At 73.0% G+C, this 15,693-nt stretch carries 12 protein-coding genes; 3 read left to right on the plus strand and 9 right to left on the minus strand.

Annotated elements, in window-relative coordinates; genetic code table 11:
* Nucleotides 1-28 precede the first annotated feature (28 nt).
* The 3 genes from RFN52_RS34865 (at nt 29) to RFN52_RS34875 (ending at nt 3,288) form a co-directional block, all read left to right on the plus strand.
* Nucleotides 29-1,216 (plus strand): ABC transporter ATP-binding protein, encoded by a 1,188-nt coding sequence (locus RFN52_RS34865; RefSeq protein ID WP_184852445.1) that lies wholly within the window; start codon nt 29-31, stop codon nt 1,214-1,216.
* Between the two features lie 209 nt (nt 1,217-1,425).
* Nucleotides 1,426-2,409 (plus strand): aldo/keto reductase, encoded by a 984-nt coding sequence (locus RFN52_RS34870; RefSeq protein ID WP_184852448.1) that lies wholly within the window; start codon nt 1,426-1,428, stop codon nt 2,407-2,409.
* Between the two features lie 54 nt (nt 2,410-2,463).
* Nucleotides 2,464-3,288, plus strand: a complete 825-nt coding sequence (locus RFN52_RS34875) for a DUF427 domain-containing protein (protein ID WP_184852451.1) — start codon at nt 2,464-2,466, stop codon at nt 3,286-3,288.
* On the opposite strand, the gene RFN52_RS34880 is transcribed toward RFN52_RS34875, so the two are convergent.
* From RFN52_RS34880 to RFN52_RS34920, 9 genes are all read right to left on the minus strand, one after another.
* The gene (locus tag RFN52_RS34880; protein ID WP_184852453.1) at nt 3,254-4,012 is read right to left on the minus strand and encodes a TetR/AcrR family transcriptional regulator; all 759 of its coding nucleotides are present in this window, start codon (nt 4,010-4,012) and stop codon (nt 3,254-3,256) included. The genes RFN52_RS34875 and RFN52_RS34880 overlap by 35 nt on opposite strands.
* Before the next feature lie 133 nt (nt 4,013-4,145).
* Nucleotides 4,146-5,213, minus strand: a complete 1,068-nt coding sequence (locus tag RFN52_RS34885; protein WP_184852455.1) for a GNAT family N-acetyltransferase — start codon at nt 5,211-5,213, stop codon at nt 4,146-4,148.
* A 10-nt stretch (nt 5,214-5,223) separates the two neighbouring features.
* A complete protein-coding gene (locus RFN52_RS34890) occupies nt 5,224-6,534 on the minus strand; it encodes a beta-galactosidase (protein WP_184852458.1) in 1,311 nt (436 codons plus the stop codon).
* Nucleotides 6,531-7,625 (minus strand): glycosyltransferase family 4 protein, encoded by a 1,095-nt coding sequence (locus RFN52_RS34895; protein ID WP_184852461.1) that lies wholly within the window; start codon nt 7,623-7,625, stop codon nt 6,531-6,533. Before RFN52_RS34895 ends, RFN52_RS34890 begins: the two co-directional genes overlap by 4 nt.
* Nucleotides 7,618-9,183 carry an ArnT family glycosyltransferase gene (locus tag RFN52_RS34900; protein WP_184852464.1) on the minus strand — a complete coding sequence of 522 codons (1,566 nt, stop codon included), beginning with the start codon at nt 9,181-9,183 and terminating at the stop codon, nt 7,618-7,620. The genes RFN52_RS34895 and RFN52_RS34900 overlap by 8 nt, the downstream gene beginning before the upstream one ends.
* Nucleotides 9,171-9,974: a PIG-L deacetylase family protein gene (locus tag RFN52_RS34905; protein ID WP_184852467.1), complete on the minus strand. Its 804-nt coding sequence runs from the start codon at nt 9,972-9,974 to the stop codon at nt 9,171-9,173. Before RFN52_RS34905 ends, RFN52_RS34900 begins: the two co-directional genes overlap by 13 nt.
* Nucleotides 9,956-11,782, minus strand: a complete 1,827-nt coding sequence (locus RFN52_RS34910) for a glycosyltransferase (RefSeq protein ID WP_184852470.1) — start codon at nt 11,780-11,782, stop codon at nt 9,956-9,958. The genes RFN52_RS34905 and RFN52_RS34910 overlap by 19 nt, the downstream gene beginning before the upstream one ends.
* Nucleotides 11,779-14,220, minus strand: coding sequence for a lipopolysaccharide biosynthesis protein (locus tag RFN52_RS34915; RefSeq protein WP_184852473.1), 2,442 nt, complete (start codon nt 14,218-14,220; stop codon nt 11,779-11,781). Before RFN52_RS34915 ends, RFN52_RS34910 begins: the two co-directional genes overlap by 4 nt.
* Nucleotides 14,217-15,692 carry a glycosyltransferase family 4 protein gene (locus RFN52_RS34920; protein WP_184852476.1) on the minus strand — a complete coding sequence of 492 codons (1,476 nt, stop codon included), beginning with the start codon at nt 15,690-15,692 and terminating at the stop codon, nt 14,217-14,219. Before RFN52_RS34920 ends, RFN52_RS34915 begins: the two co-directional genes overlap by 4 nt.
* Nucleotide 15,693: the final 1 nt, after the last annotated feature.

Consider the following 15,693-nt stretch of genomic DNA (forward strand, 5'->3'; position numbering starts at 1 on the left):
AAGGCATGAAGGCAAGGAGGCACCAACCATGGCCGAGATCATCCTTGAGGGAGTCACCAAGCGCTTTCCCGACGGGGCCCTCGCCGTGAAGGACGTGAACCTCGAGATCGCCGACGGCGAGTTCGTGATCCTGGTCGGACCGTCGGGATGCGGCAAGTCCACCACCCTGAACATGATCGCCGGACTTGAGGACATCACAGAGGGCACCCTGCGCATCGGAGACCGGGTCGTCAACGACCTGGCTCCCAAGGAGCGCGACGTCGCCATGGTGTTCCAGAGCTACGCCCTGTACCCGCACTTGAACGTCCGGGAGAACATGGGCTTCCCGCTGCGCCTGGCCAAGGTGGACAAGGCCACCATCGACGCCAAGGTGACGGAAGCCGCCCGGATCCTCGACCTGGCCGAGCATCTGGACCGCAAGCCCGCCCACCTCTCGGGCGGTCAGCGCCAGCGGGTGGCCATGGGGCGGGCGATCGTCCGGGACCCCAAGGCGTTCCTGATGGACGAGCCGCTGTCCAACCTGGACGCCAAACTCCGGGTGCAGATGCGCACCCAGATCTCCCGGCTGCAACGGCGCCTCGGTACGACCACCGTGTACGTCACCCACGACCAGACCGAGGCGATGACGCTCGGCGACCGGGTCGTGGTCATGCGACAGGGCCTGGTCCAGCAAATCGGCACCCCTGCCGAGCTGTACGACCTGCCGAGCAACATCTTCGTCGCGGGCTTCATCGGCTCTCCGGCCATGAACTTCCTGAACGCCGTCGTGGAGGGCGGAGCCCTGCGCTCGTCCCTGGGCGAGCTGACCCTCGACGACCGTACGAGGCAGATGCTGGAACGTCAGAACGCGCCCCGTGAGGTCATCGTCGGGCTGCGACCGGAGGCCTTCGAGGACGTGGCCCTGTCACCCGACCGGGGCCGGACGGGCCCCGTCTTCACCGCCACCGTGGAGGTACTGGAGTCGCTGGGCTCCGACGTGTTCGTCTACTTCACGGCGGAGGGCGGGCCCGCGACGACCACCGAGCTGGAGGAACTCGCCGCGGACTCGGGCCTGCGGGACACCGGCGCCGACACCCACAACATCGTGGCCCGCCTGGGCGCCGCCACGCGTGCCCGTGAGGGCGCACCGATCGAGCTGCGGGTCGACATGTCCAAGGCTCACGTGTTCGACCCGGCGACCGGAGCGAACCTCACGCATCCAGCGAGGGCGGACTGACGAGCACCACACGGGGCACGACGGCGGCCGGTTCACCGGCGGCACCCGCCACGGCCGCGGTGCGGCGCCGCGCAGGCCGATACCGGCGGCGCCCTTTCGTCGTGCGTACACGTCATGCGTGCGCGCCGTGCGTACTCCCTTGACCTCGAGAGCACTCCAAGCTGAAGACTCCCCTGCGTGCCCGAGATCCGGGCACCGGAGGGAGCGACATGAAGTACCGCACGATCGGCACGGATCCCACGACCCGCCGCGAGGTGAGCGTCCTCGCGCTCGGCGCGATGCTCTTCGGCTCGGCTACGGACGAGGCGACGTCCTTCGCCCTGCTCGACCGCTACGTCGAAGCCGGCGGGAACTTCATCGACACGTCCGACAACTACGCGTTCTGGGCCGACGGCGGCCAGGGCGGCCAGAGCGAGGAACTCCTCGGCCGCTGGCGGCGCAGCCGCGGCATCGGCGACGAGATCGTCGTCGCGACCAAGCTCGGCGCCCGCCCCCTGGCCCCCGGCACCAGTTACACCGACAACCCGGAGGGCCTGTCCGCGAAAGTGATCCGTGAGTCCGCCGACCGCAGTCGCGAACGCCTCGGCCTGGAGAAACTGGACCTGCTCTACGCGCACATAGAGGACCACACCGTCCCGCTCCAGGAGACCGTCGAGGCCTTCGCCGCCCTGGTCGCCGAGGGCACCGCCGGACTGCTCGGCGTGAGCAACCACGCCGTGTGGCGCGTGGAGCGGGCCCGGGCGCTCGCCGCGGCGGCCGGACTGCCCGGCTACGAGGTCCTCCAGTACGCGCACACCCACCTGCGCCCCCGCGCCGACGTCCCCGGCGACCTGTTCCCGGACGGCAGCCTGGGCCACGCCGGCCCCGACCTGCTCGGCTACCTGAGGGCCGAGCCCGGCCTGACCCTCGTCGCGTACTCGCCGCTGCTGAAGGGCGCCTACACCCGCCCGGAGAGGCTCCCCGCCGACTTCGACCACCCCGGCACCCCGGCACGGCTGGCGGCACTGCGCGACGTGGCCCGGGAGACCGGCGCGACCGTCAACCAGGTCGTGCTGGCCTGGCAGATCGGCGGCGAACTGCCCGTCCTGCCGCTGGCCGGGGTCTCCTCGGTGGCCCAGCTGGACGAGAATCTGGCCGCGGTGGACCTGGAACTGACCCCGGAGCAGCGCGCCCGGCTGGACGCGGCGCACTGAGACCGTGGGACCGTGGAGGGAACGGCAACCGGACCTCCGGAAGGAGCACCGGCCATGACCACCCACCCGGCCCACCCCGCCGCCCGCTCGATCCGAACCACGCCGGAAGGCCTCATGTGGGAGCCCAGCGAGCGCTGGGTGCGCGGCCGCAAGGGCGACGTCACCGTCGTCGACAGCCGGCACCCGGTGCTCGTCTGGGAGCCCCACCTGCCCGTGCCGCAGTACGTCTTCCCCCGCGAGGACGTCCGCACCGACCTCCTCCGCCCGGCCGAGAGCCCGCCCACGGGCGCCCACACCGGCTCCCGGATCTTCTACGACCTCGACGCCGACGGCGAGGTGCGCCGGAACGCGGCCTGGACGTTCCCCGCCGACGACCTGGCCGGCCACATCGCCTTCGAGTGGTTCCTGCGCACCGACACGGGCCTCGACCACTGGTACGAGGAGGACGAGGAGATCTTCATCCACCCCCGTGACCCGCACAAGCGCGTCGACGCGCTGCCCAGCAGCAGGCACGTACGGGTCGAGATCGACGGGCAGGTCGTCGCGGACAGCCAGGACCCCGTCCTGCTCTTCGAGACCTCGCTGCCCACCCGCTACTACCTCCCCCGCGAGGACGTGCGCCTCGACCTGTTCGACGTCACCGACCACCACACCGGCTGCCCCTACAAGGGCACCGCCTCGTACTGGTCCTTGCGTGGCGAGGCCGATGTACCGCCCGACCTCGTGTGGACCTACCCTGAGCCGCTGCCCGCGGTGGCGGCGATCCAGGGGCGCGTCGCCTTCTTCAACGAGGTCGTCGACATCACCCTGGACGGCGAGCGCCTGGAGCGGCCGGAGACGCCGTTCAGCCGGATGCTGCGGAGGCGGAGCCGCTCGTGAAGCTGTCGAGCAGGGCGTCAAGACCGGCCGCGAGGCCCTCCGGGCCGCCCTGCTCGGCCAGCGCGGCGGCCGTCTCCCGCAGCGTCGGCAGTTCCTTCGCGGACAGCCGGTGCAGTCCGAGCCGGAAGGCCGGGTCGGTCTCGTCAGGGTTGTCCACGGTGGGGCGCAGCTCCACGGACACGTAGCCCAGCAGCCAGGCCGTGAAGGCGCGGAACACCTCGGCCGCGGTCGCCTCGTCGAAACCGGCGCCCCGCAGCAGGGACAGCACCCTCTCGTGATCGCGCAGGACCGCGCCGGGCCTGCGGGCCAGCGGGACCGCCAGCAGACGCGTCGCGAGCAGCGGCACGGCCTGGGGATGAGTGAGGCACACCTCGTAGGTGGCCCGGGCGTTCCGATGCAGCCCGGCCCGCCAGTCGGGGGCCTCGTCGGTGTCGGCGGTCAGCCGCTCCTCCAGCTCCAGGTACAGCGCCTCGACCAGCCCGTCCAGCAGGGCGTCCTTGCTCGACGCGTACCGGTAGAGCGCCATGGCCTCCACGCCCAGCTCGGTGCCGAGGCGGCGCATGCTGAGCGCCGAGAGCCCCTCACGGTCCACCAGCGCCAGGGCGCTGGCCAGCACCCGCTCCCGGCTCAGCCGGCCGTAGCGCCCCCGGTCGCTGGCACGGCGGGCCGGGGTCGGCGCGGCCGCTCCGCCCTTGCCGCGGCCCTGGGCTCGCTGCTCGGCCATGACCGCCTCCTCGTCTCGGGGCCTGGGCCCCCGGCGCGATCCGGCATCCGCGGGCCGGACGCGTACACGCACATCGTAGGCCGGAGGGCTGAGGCCGTCCGGGAGGCCGTGCCGGGGGCAGCGGCGACGGCAGTCAGCGGTGGCGGTCGACGGCGCCGACGGCTCTGACCGCGGCGCGGTGCACCCGGGGGCTGGCGTTGAGGGCCGTGTGGGCGGTGCGGCTCGACGCCATGCGCAGCCTGCACAGCACCGCTGCCGGTGTGTGCCGGCCGACGTACCCCTCGGTGACGCTCAGGTCCCCCGTCTTCAGCGCGTCCTTGTAGCGGGAGGTGCCCTTGCCCATGTCGATGTGGGTGATGCCGCGTTCCGCGGCGGCCTCGGCGCACTTGAGGTGGAGAAGGATGCCGGGTGAGTACTTGGCGAACCGGGTGTCGTAGGCAGGGAACCAGGTCGCGTACACCTCGCGCGAGCGCAGTCCGTAGAGGATGGCGACGGGGGTGTCGCCCGCGCGGAGAACGGACAGGGTGCCCGAGCAGGACTCGGACGGCAGGTCGAGCAGTTCCCGCAGGAGCGCCCGGAACCAGCCCTGGGAGAGCGGGTCCCGCTCCCCTCTGGCCCGCAGCTGGGCGGACTTCCAGTGGATCAGGGTGTCCAGCAGGACGGGGTCGGGCGCGTTGAAGTCCAGGCGGAGCGGCCCCACATCGCGGGCCAGCCTGCGTTCCTGGCCCCGAGCGGCACGCAGTACCTTGGGCCGCAGCCTTTCGAGGTAGGCCTGGTGGCCGCCGCTCAGTTCCATCACCGGGGACGCGGCCCGGGCGCGCGGCGTGCCCGCCCTTTCGAAGGGAGTCTGGCCCGCGGCCAGGTGGTCGTACTCCCACAGCGCGAGACCACATGCGCCGAGCAGGTCCACGGGGTCCCAGTCCAGGCCCGGCCGGTGGATCAGGCCCTGGCAGTCGCAGAAGCCGGAGCCGATCGGTTTGCCGGCTCCCAGGGCGTGCCGCTCGAAGGGGAAGAACCCGACGGTGTCGCCGTCCTCGCGCAGGCGTGCCACCCGGGCGGTGGCACGCCGACGGCCCACGGCCCGGGTGAATTCGCCGGCCAGGAAGGGACTGGCCAGACCCAGCTCCGCGCGCTGCATCTCGCTCCATGCGCCGAGGTCGGCGGCGGTCAGTTCGTCGGGACGCAGAACGGTGACGTCCATTGCGATCACCTCAGTCGTAGCCGGAGATCATCGCGGAGTAGTCCGCGAGTGACGAACCCGGGGTGCCGTCGTAGAGGTTGTTGTCGAACGCCCACATCAGGCCCCGCAGCCCGCAGGTGTCCATCTGCCGGGCCGCGGCGGACATGACGCCGGGGTAGTAGGGGCTGACCCGCGTTCCGGCGCTCTCTCCGCTGAGCAGCGTGAAGCCGTGCTGCCGGGCGATCCGGGTGACCCAGCGCATCGACGACCACTCGTCGTGCACGCGGTGGGGCGGGGCGAGGACGTTCACGTGGCGGTCCTCGGGGGAGCAGCCGTTGTTCCGGGGCTTGCCCGTGCCGTCCACGAGGGAGGTCGGCACGATCTGCACGTTGTGACGGTGGCGGATCTCTCCCAGGGTGCGGAAGAAGCCGACCCCGAGGGCGACCAGCCGGTTCCCCGCCGACTCGTCCAGGTGCCGCTGGACGGCACGCTTGTAGTCGCGCGGGTAGTAGCCGCTGCCCGCCACCAGCACCTTCAGGAAGCCGCTGTAGCGCAACGATCTGTAGTACTCGATCTGCCAGTTCACCGCGTTCGACAGGGCCAGCAGGTACCAGTCGTACCACGTGCTGACCTGAGCCTCGGTGAACTCCCTTCCCCGGTAGTCGCGTTGGCCCGGCTTCCAGCCGGGGGACGGGTTCGCGGGGGTGCCGGGCGGCCGGCCCGCGCGGTCCGGGCTCTGGGCGTTGGCGTCGAAAGCCCAGTAGGAGTTGTCCCCGTCGCCCGAGGGATAGCCGAACTCGCCGGTGCCGCTCACGCCCACGCGGATCGCCCAGAAGTTGTCCAGCCCGATCTCCCGGTCCACCCGCTCCACATAGCGCTGCGCCTTCTCGCGCACGGTCTGGCTGAAGACCATGTTGGGCGCGTCGGTGAGCCGGTTGCCGTCCTGGTCGACGTAGGCGGCCTCCGGGTACTCGTCGAAGAGCCAGCCCGGCGCGTGATGCAGACCCAGGCTCACCTCGATGAGCGAACCCGCCCGCTGGAGCCGCTCCAGGGACCCTCTGACGCTGTCCAGGTACCGGGAGGAGAAGTGGCCTTCGCGCGTTTCGTACCGGTCCCAGAAGATCTGCAGATGGGCGACCCTGATGCCCTTGCTCCGTTCCAGTCGCGCCTTCTCGGGCATGGTCTGCAACGTGCCGAAGACGTGGCTCCGGCCCTCGTCGCGCTCCACGGCCGCCGGGGCGCACGCGGCGACCAGCAGCGCCGCCGCGAGGACACTGAGGTGCCTGCGGTACGGTGCGGCCCCGCTGCCGGTGCCGGCAGCCTGTCGCCGTGCCGGGTTCATGCCAGGGACTCCTGGTAGAGACGCTCGTACTGCGTGCGGAAGCGGTCGGGTCCGAACCGCTCCTCCACCGTGGCACGGCCGCGCCGGGCCAGCATCTCCCAGCGCCGAGGCTGCTCCAGCAGCCGGGTCAGCAGCTCACCCGTGTGGACCGCGTCGCCGACGGGGGCCCGGGGCGCCGCGGAGCCCAGCGCGGCGAACTGGGGCAGGTCGCTGAGGACCACGGGGCGTCCCGTGGCAAGCGCCTCCAGCACGATGAAGGGGACGTCCGCCTTCCCGCCGAGCGAGCGCGGGGGGAAGAGCACGACGTCGGCCGCCGCCAGCAGTCCCGGCATGTCCGGCACATGGCCGAGGACATCCGGCGGGGGCAGGCCCTCGCGAGCCGCCAGCGCGCGCAGCCCGTTGTTGAGCGCGCGCTCGTCCTGCCCCGGCCGGCCCCGCATCGCCAGCACCAGGCGGAAGCGCGCCCCCGAGCGGTGCGCCTGCGCCGCGGCGGCGATCGCTTCGCGCGCACCGCCCGCCGGGTCGTGATGGCCGGCGAACAGCACCAGGGGAGCCCCCAGGGCACGCGGGCGCCACGGCCACCGTTCCAGCGGGATCGTCGGCGGTATCACCCGTACGTCCCCGAACCCCGCGGCGCGTAGCTGCCCGGCCGTCGCCTCCGAGAGGGCGACGGTCACGCCCAGCGGCCGGGCCCGCTCCAGCAGTGCCGTGTCCATCACCCCGGGCACCGTGTGGATGACCGGTCCGCGGCCGAGCAGACCCCGCCGCAGCCGGGAGAACATCGGGTAGGTCCCGCCGATCGTCAGGATCGCGTGCACCAGGTCCGTGCGGCGCGCCAGGACGCTCCCGGCGAGGGCGGCCTGGAGCCGCTCCGGGACGTGCGGGGCCCCGTCCCGGGAGACGAGGGGGACGCCCCCTGCGCGGGCCGTCCCGGGCGGCCCGTGCCGCGGCCACCGGCTGAACCACAGGAATTCCCGGTCCGGCATGCAGTCGGTGATCGACGCCGCCAGCTGTGTGTCGGCTCCCGCCCCGCCTTCCCACGGACCGCTGGTGAAGAGCAGCACCCGGGACGGTGCCGGGCGGCTAGCCACCGCCGCCGCCCGCCCCGGCCGCGTGGGACACCGGCGGCACCGGAAGCCGGTAGACCGACACCGTGCCGTACGTGCGGCCGTGGAAGGAGAAGAGCAGGTCGCCCTGCCGGGTGAGGTCCCGGGCCTGGCGCTGGGTGAACGGGGAGTACCCCTGATCGATCAGCCGCCACGTGGCGACGACGTACGCCGCCCTCATTCTGGCCCGGTCCTGCGGCGTGCGCCAGCGCCCGACGCGATAGCGGTCCTCCAGGACCAGGTCCACCGAGCCGCTCGTCGAGATGACCCGGCTGCCCTCGGGCACGTGGTCCAGCATGTACTGGCGCAGTTGCGGGTAGCCGTCGTCCGGCGTGGTCCTGGTCTGCGCATAGGTGAACCCGGACGCGGCCAGAGCGGCCGCGAGCACGAGGACCGTGGTGGTCCGCGCGATACCGGCCCGCAGCGCCCGGCGCCCGGCCCGCCCCTCCCACAACCGCACTCCCGCCAGAGCCACCACCACGATCGTGGGAACGAGCAGCATGTACAGCGCCTGCTCCTCCAGCGTGCCCTTGGTCACGGCATAGGCGAGAGCGATGCCCGCCGACAGGTACCAGAGCCCCAGCAGGCGCTGCGCCCGGCCGCCGCGGCGCAGCAGCGGGATCACCGCGAGGGGGCCCAGGGCCAGCAGCACGTAGGTGCCGCCGAAGTTGCTCAGCTCCTCGGTGACGCGCTGGGAGAGGGGAGGCGCGCCCGCCGCGTTGAAGCCGGTCTCCTGGACCTGGCCCAGCAGCCGTCTGATGCCGTGGGTCTTCACCGCCCACAGCTCGTCGAAGTGGCCCGCCGCCGCGACGACGGCGACGTAGACCGCGTACGGCACGGTCGCCGCCGCGGCGGCGAGCAGCGGCAGGGACCTGCGCGACCGCCAGGTGAACAGCGCGGCGGCGACCAGCGGCAGCACCGTGATGAGGGAGGCCACATCCTTCGTCAGGATGGCCAGGCCGAACAGGAGCCCGCCGGCGACGGCCCGGCCGCGCGCTCTGGGCCGTTTGTCGGACTCCGTCAACGGCAGCAGGACGAGATAGCCCAGCAGGACCCAGAGCATCATCGAGGTCTCGATGAGCACACGGTCGTTGAGCCGCAGGATGAACGGGTCGAACGCGAAGACGAGGCTCACCGCGACGGCGGCGGGGACGGACCGGGTGACGCGGGTGATCAGGAAGACGAGCACCGCGGCGGTGATCATGGCGAGGACGGCGTTCAGCAGCCGCATCTGGTGCACACCGGAGATGACGTCGGCATGGGCGCCGAACAGCTTCTCCCAGCCGCCCTCCAGGTAGAAGTAGCCGGGCGGGTGCAGGAAGAACAGCCCGCCCTTGTACCGGGGGAAGCCCCCGGACTCCACCGAGTGGCCGATGTGCCAGTAGTAGACCTCGTCACCGAACACGTCCGGTGTCTGCCCGAAGCCGACCAGACGGACCACCCCGGTGAGAGCGGCCGAGAGGCCCGCCACCAGCCACAGGGGGACCGCCCGGCTGCGCAGCCACGCCATCGACACCGGCAGGGCCTTGCTCACGACAGCCATGGCGCACCCCCGGCGAACAGGTAGGTCTCCGGGACCTCCGGAATACGGCCGCCGGGGAAGAGCGCGTCGGCCTGCGAGCGGTACCCGCGCACCAGCGCCGCCTTGGCGGCGAGCCCTCGTGACCACTCCACCCCGGCGAGCCCGTTGCGCTCGACGAAGCGGGGGTCGAGAGGGTGCTGCTGGTTGTAGGGGAAGTCGCTGTAGAACACCACCCGGTGACCGCTGAGCTCGGCGGCCGTGCGCACCAGGACGTGGTCCACGTGCCGGCCCACGCCCGAGGGGGCCAGCAGGATCGTCCGGGGCGTCGACGCCAGTGTCTCCAGCACGGCCCGCGCACGGTCCAGGGTGCCGGTGTCGTAGGGGGAGATCCGGCCCGTGGCCACGTGCAGCCGGTAGGTCGGGTAGATGTGGGACGGCTCGGGCAGCGCACGGCGCAGCCACTCCCGGTGCCGGCCGGAGACCATGGGCTTGCGGCGGAACAGGCCGTCGGTCAGCCCCAGATGGACCCAGGCCACCCCGAGCCGCCGCAGCACTTCCTCATCCTCGGCGCGCCGTTCCCGGTACAGGCACTCCGCGTCGGGCCGGCCGGCCAGCCGGAGGTAGTGCCGCCCGGAGAGCGTGTACGGCGGTGCGCCCGCCTCCGTGAAGAACGTGGCCACGCGCACGGATGTACGGTTCGCGGCGTGTGCCATCAGGGCCCCGCAGGACAGCACCGCGTCGTCGAGGTGCGGGGAGAGCACGACCAGCGGAGCGCCCTCGTCGATCGCCGCGGTCAGCGGATCGGCTGCCATGACCCGGCCTCCTTCCTCTCGGCCGCCTCCTGCGGCGTCGCTGTGGCTCTTCCCGCTGCGGCCGGCCGGTCCAGCAGTTCTTGGACGAGGCTCCGGTACTGACCCGTGGTCCGGTCCCACGACAGCCATCGCGCGGCCCGGTGCGCCAGGTGCCCCAGCCGCCGACGGGTCTCCTCGTCCGCGGTGAGGGCCCGCAGCCGGCGTCCCAGGGCCTCCACGTCGAAGGCCGGGACGGTGACGTTCCCGCCGCCGTCCATCCAGCGCAGCGTGGGCAGATCGAAGTGCACTACCGGCTTGCCGTGGGACATGGCCTCCAGGGCCACGAGACCGAACGACTCGCTGCGGGACGGCAGCACCAGGAAGGCGCAGTCCTCCAGGAAGCGCTGCTTGCCGACTCCGCTCACCTCACCCACCCAGCGGGCGTCCGCTCCGGCAGCGGCGATCAGTGCGGTGAGCTCGGCCTCCTGGCCGCGGGTGCCCCCGCCGGCCAGCAGCAGGGGCAGCGACGGCGGGTCGGCGGCGTGAGCCGCGAGCAGGAGGTCCAGCCCCTTCGGCCGGACATCTATCCGCCCCAGGAAGGCGATGTACTCGCCCTCCCCGGCCCTCCGCGGGGCGGCGGGCGGCGGGTCGACGCCGTTGTGGATGACGTGCGTGGCGGCCTCGGGGGCGTGGCGCCGCACGGTCGCGGCGTCCGCCTCGTTCAGGACGACGACGTCCTCGTAGAACCGCAGTCCGTACCGCTCGACCAGGCTGAACGGCAGATGGTAGCGCCGGGTCATCGCCGCCCCGCTCAGCGACTGGGCCAGGCCCACCACCGGGCCGCGGGCGAACAGCGGCAGGAACCCCGTGGAGAAGGGCGGTGTGAAGCTCTCCAGCCACACGTCGTGCGGCAGCCTGCGGGCCGTGAACGGCAGTACCGCGTGGTAGAGGAGCTGCCCGAGGCGCGGTCCGGCCCAGCCGAGCGGCAGCCGGTGGTACCGCACCCCGTCGCGGGTCTCGGTGCCACCGCGCGAGGCCACCGTGACGACCGTGACCCGGTGGTCCTCGGCGAGGCGGCGGGCGACTTTGTCGACGAGGAGTGCCCCGCCGCCGTGGTAGTGCGGATTGCGCAGGTCGTCGAAGGTGGAGATCACCACGTGCGGTCCGCCGCCGGGGGGAGGTCCCGGCGCCGTCGCCGGTGCCGGCCGCAGCTCCGGCAGACACCCCAGCGCTTCGGCCGCGACCGCGTCGGCCGACGCCGCGGCGTCCACCCGGCGGACGTACGGCAGCCGGACGGCCCAGTTCCGGTAACGGTCCCGGCACTTCGCCAGCGGCCCGAGCGCGTACACGCCGTCGCGTTCCGCCAGCACCTCGGGCTCCGCGTCCAGCAGCAGGGTGACCTTGTACGTCCTCGCCAGCCGGGCGAAAGCGGCCGCCAGCCGTGAACCGGGCTCCGGATCGAACTTGACGAGGGCGTCGAGCGGACCGCGGTCGGTCACCACCGCCGTCGGCCGCCCCCGGGAGGTCAGACGCGCCCGCACCGTGGCCTGTGCGAGACCCGCGACGAGTTCCGCGGCGTCCACCCAGCCGTGCAGCCGGCCGGCCCACAGGCCGATGCCCGAGGCGATCGACCTGGGCCTGCCGGGGGAGGCGGGGAACCGAGACCGGATGCGCTGGGGCAGGCGCCGGCACACGACACAGCCGTAGCAGTACTGGGCCGCCACCGCGTACCCGTGCTCACGCAGGTCCGTCGTCATCCGACCCACCAGCGACGACTTCCCGGCGCCGTCCGGCCCGGACACACAGACCAGCAGGGGGCGTTGTTTCATGACAGGAGCATCCTTCGCCTCTTGGCGACGACGAGCGGCACCCGCAGGGCCGCCTCTCGCGCCGCGACCCGGGCACGTCCATGGCGCAGGAGGTGCAGCGCGTGCACCGCACCCACGCGCAGGGACGCGCCCACCGGGAGGGGCACCGGCAGCCGGACCGGCGCGCCCACGTCCAGCCGGTGCATCGCCCCGACCGCCACGGCCAGGGCCCGGTCCGCCCCGGCGGCCCAGCCCTCGCGCGCCGCCTCGTGCCGGGCCTCGGCCACGATGTCCGGCGCCAGCAGCTTCCGTAGGGCGAACAGCTCCGACAGGTCGAAGGTGAGGTTCTGGAACAGGCCGTGCGCCAGCCAGATCCGCAGCTCGTCCGGCGGGCGGGGCACCAGCCACGCACCCCCGGACGGAACGGCCCGCTGGAAGAGCCGGCGGGTGGGCAGCACCGGCACACCGAACCACGACACCGCCGTGTGCAGATGGGCCGCCGGGCCGCTGCGCGGTTCCAGCAGCACCTTCGACGAGCGCTCCAGCCAGTACGTCGAACGGTCGGCGTACCAGCCCTCCAGGGCGGTGCACGCGGCCTCCCAGCGCCCGTCGGGCACCACGAGGTCGAAGTTGCCGTAGACGTAGTCGCCGGCCAGGTCCGCCTTGATGAGCACCGTGGGGATGCCGGCCGCGTACAGACGGCCGGTCACCTCCGTCAGGTTCTCCCGGAACTGCTCGTTCGCGGTGTCCACCTCGGCCACGACGTCCGCCAGCCGGCGCGGGTAGGCGCGTGCGAGGCGGCCCTCCACCTGGTTCTCGCGGGCGAGCCGCAGCGCGTGACGCAGAGCGGCGTCACCGGCCGGCGGAGCGTCGCCACGCCAGACGGCCTGCACGAGCAGGCGGTCGGGTCGCTCCTCGGCGCGCAGGGTGTCGGTGTTCGTGAGGTCGGTTCTCATAGGCGTCATGTCTCCGCCCGGTCGGTCGGTGGTCGTCTCGGGTGGGCCGGCGGACGGATCCGCCGACGAGTCCCCGACGGTGACCTCGGTCTGGTCCTCCGCGGGGTCCGGCGCCCCCGGCCGCCGCAGGAACCGCTCCACGGCCCGTATTCCGATGGCCGTGGCCGCGATCAGCCACACCAGCGGGAACGGGCGCAGCAGCACCAGCAGCACCGTGAGCAGCAACGGCTCCACCCACGGCGTGTGCCGGAGGAAGGCCGTTCCCTGCCGGTGCAGGAGCCGGCCCAGCAGCAGGGCGAGGGCACCGGCGGCACCCAGCGCCCCGCCGACGGCGATGCCCCGGACGCCGTCGATCCGCCAGCCCGCCAGCAACGCGGCGGTGAAGACCACCAGCCCTGCGATCTGCCAGCGAGCGCACGCGTAGTCGTCCACGGCCTGGGAGAAGGTGACGGTGAGGTTGACCGCTCCGATGGCGAACCCCGTCAGCGCGGTGAAGGCCATCAGGGTGCTCATCATGCTGTAGTCGGCGGGGAACAACACGCCCAGGACGGGGCCCGGCACGGTGGCCAGCACCGCCATGAGCGGCAGGGACACGAGCACGTACATCCGTACGGCGCTCGCGCTGAGCCGGCTGCCCGCCCGCCGTCGGGACAGGGCGGGGAAGAACGCCATGGACACCGCGCCGGCCACGAACAGCGGCACACGCGAGAGGGTGACGCTCGCCTGGTAACTCGCCGCCTGTGCCGGTTCGGTGGGCAGCATCGTCACCAGCACCACGTCCACCGCCGCCATGAGCGCCACCAGCCCCTGCAGCCGGGCGATGCCCAGGGCCCGCCGCCACAGGTCCCGGTTGGCCGTCGCGCTGCGCCAGGGCCGGCCACTGCCGCGCGGCAGGGACGGCCACCAGAGCAGGAACGGCAGCGCGCCGATCCCGAAGGCGGCCAGCGCGCCGGTGTCGCCCAGTCCGAGGGCCACGACCAGGAACACCCCCACCGCCATCTTCGCCAGCACCTCGGCCACGTGCAGCAGCGACAGGGTCCGCATCCGCTCCTGGCCCTGGAGCCAGCCCGCGGTCACCGTCGTCGTGTAGATCAGGAAGGTGCTCAGCGCCAGCGCCAGCGTCGTGGCGGGCCCGGCGAACCGGGTGGCCACGGCGGCGACGACCGTGCCCATGACGAGTCCGCCGCCGATGCTCGTGATGACCGAGAAGCGGCCGGCGTCGCCCCGCTCGGCGTCCGACCGGGCGCGGGCCAGGGCCTGCGCCAGCACCCACGGCACGGTCACCGTCGCCACGGTGGCCGCGCTCAGCAGCAGCCACTGCCCGGCGACGAACCGTGCGTAGGAGCCGACGTCCAGCAGTCTGGTCAGCAGCAGGGCGTACCCGTAGTTCACGGCCCCCACGGCGAGGGCCGCCGCGGTGAACCAGCGGGCGCCGTGGACGGCCTTCACCACGTCCGGCCGGCTGGCCGAGCGCTGCATCGTCGCGGTGCGCGGGGCGGTCATGCGGGCCCCCGCCGTTCCCGGGCGGCCGGCCGAGGGGTGGCCGGCCAGCCCGTGTCGTCCGCACCGGACCCGTCCGCCGGAGGGGGCACGAGCTCCTCGCGCCGGTGCGCGAGCCGGAAGGCAGCATCGGGTACACCGAGCCGGCGCAGCGCCTGGAACGCGCGCAGCTCGTCGCAGCCGTGCAGCAGCACCCGGAAGGTGTCGCCCTGGCGGGTCCACCGGTCGGTCTCCCGCAGGAGGGTCTTGAGGGTGCGCTCGACGTGGTCGCCGTCGGGGGACCGGAACCAGGTGAGGACCGTCAGGTCGCTGGCCCGGCGGCGCGATCTGCGGTGCAGGCGGACCCGCCGGGCTTCTTCGAGGATCACCTGGGCGAGCCGCTCGGCGCTGTCGTCCCAGGAGAACCGGCCGCTCCAGGCGCGGCAGCGCTGCGCGGCCCGGTCGCGGGCACCGGCGTCGGACAGTTCGGTGAGGGCCGAGTCGAGGGCGTCGGCCAGCGGTACGCCGTCGGGGACCAGCCAGCCGTTGTAGCCCTCACGGACGGCGTCGCGCAGGCCGGGGACGTCGAAGGCGAGGGCGGGCGTGCCCATGGAGTTGGCCTCGATCACGGTCAGGCCCCAGCCCTCCGCGACGGACGGCACCACGGTGAGCCACGCGCCGCCGAGCAGCGCCTGTTTGCGTTCCTCGCTGACGTGGCCGTGGAAGGTGACGGTCGCGTCGAGGCCGAGCGCGGAGGCGAGTGCGCGCAGGTCCGGCAGTTCGCCGCCGTCCCCGGCCAGCTCCACCCGCAGGTCCGGCCACCGGTCGCGGAGCGAGGGAAGGGCCCGCAGCAGCAGGTCCACCCGCTTCTGCGGCGTCATCCGGGTGACGACGGCGAGGGTCGGCGCCGCGGCCCGGGCGACCGGCGTGGACGACGGGCGGGGGCTGCCGTTGGGCACCAGGTAGACGGGGTTGCGGAAACCGAGTTCGGCGCGGACGCCCTCCCGGGTGGAGGGGGACACGGCGACGATGGAGTGCCCGCGGTACACCAGGCGGCTGACCTGCTTCTCCAGCAGCCGCCCGACGGTGTTCATGGGCCACCGGAAGAAGAGGTCGAACTGCTTCTGGTGGATGTGGTGGATGACGCACACGTCCGCGGTCCAGCGCGGGGTGAACAGCGGTGAGAAGAACGGTATGCCGTTCTGGAAGTCGACCACCGCGTCGTAGGTGTGACGGTTCCTCAGCAGATGCAGGGCCGCGGCGCGGTAGACGCCGTAGGTGCCCCCGCCGCGCAGCACGCGCACACCGTCGGCCCACTCGGCGGCCCGGGAGCCCGGGAAGCGCGCGGAGAAGAGGGTCACCCGTGCGTCCGAACCGGCCAGCCGCCGGGCGATCTCGAAGCAGTACGCCTCCGCCCCGCCGGCCTGCGGATGGGCGGGGTCACGCCAGTTGAGGAACAGCACGTTGGTCCGGGCAAGGTGCTCGAGTGCAGTCATG

The organism is Streptomyces collinus, assembly GCF_031348265.1.
GTDB lineage: Bacteria > Actinomycetota > Actinomycetes > Streptomycetales > Streptomycetaceae > Streptomyces > Streptomyces collinus.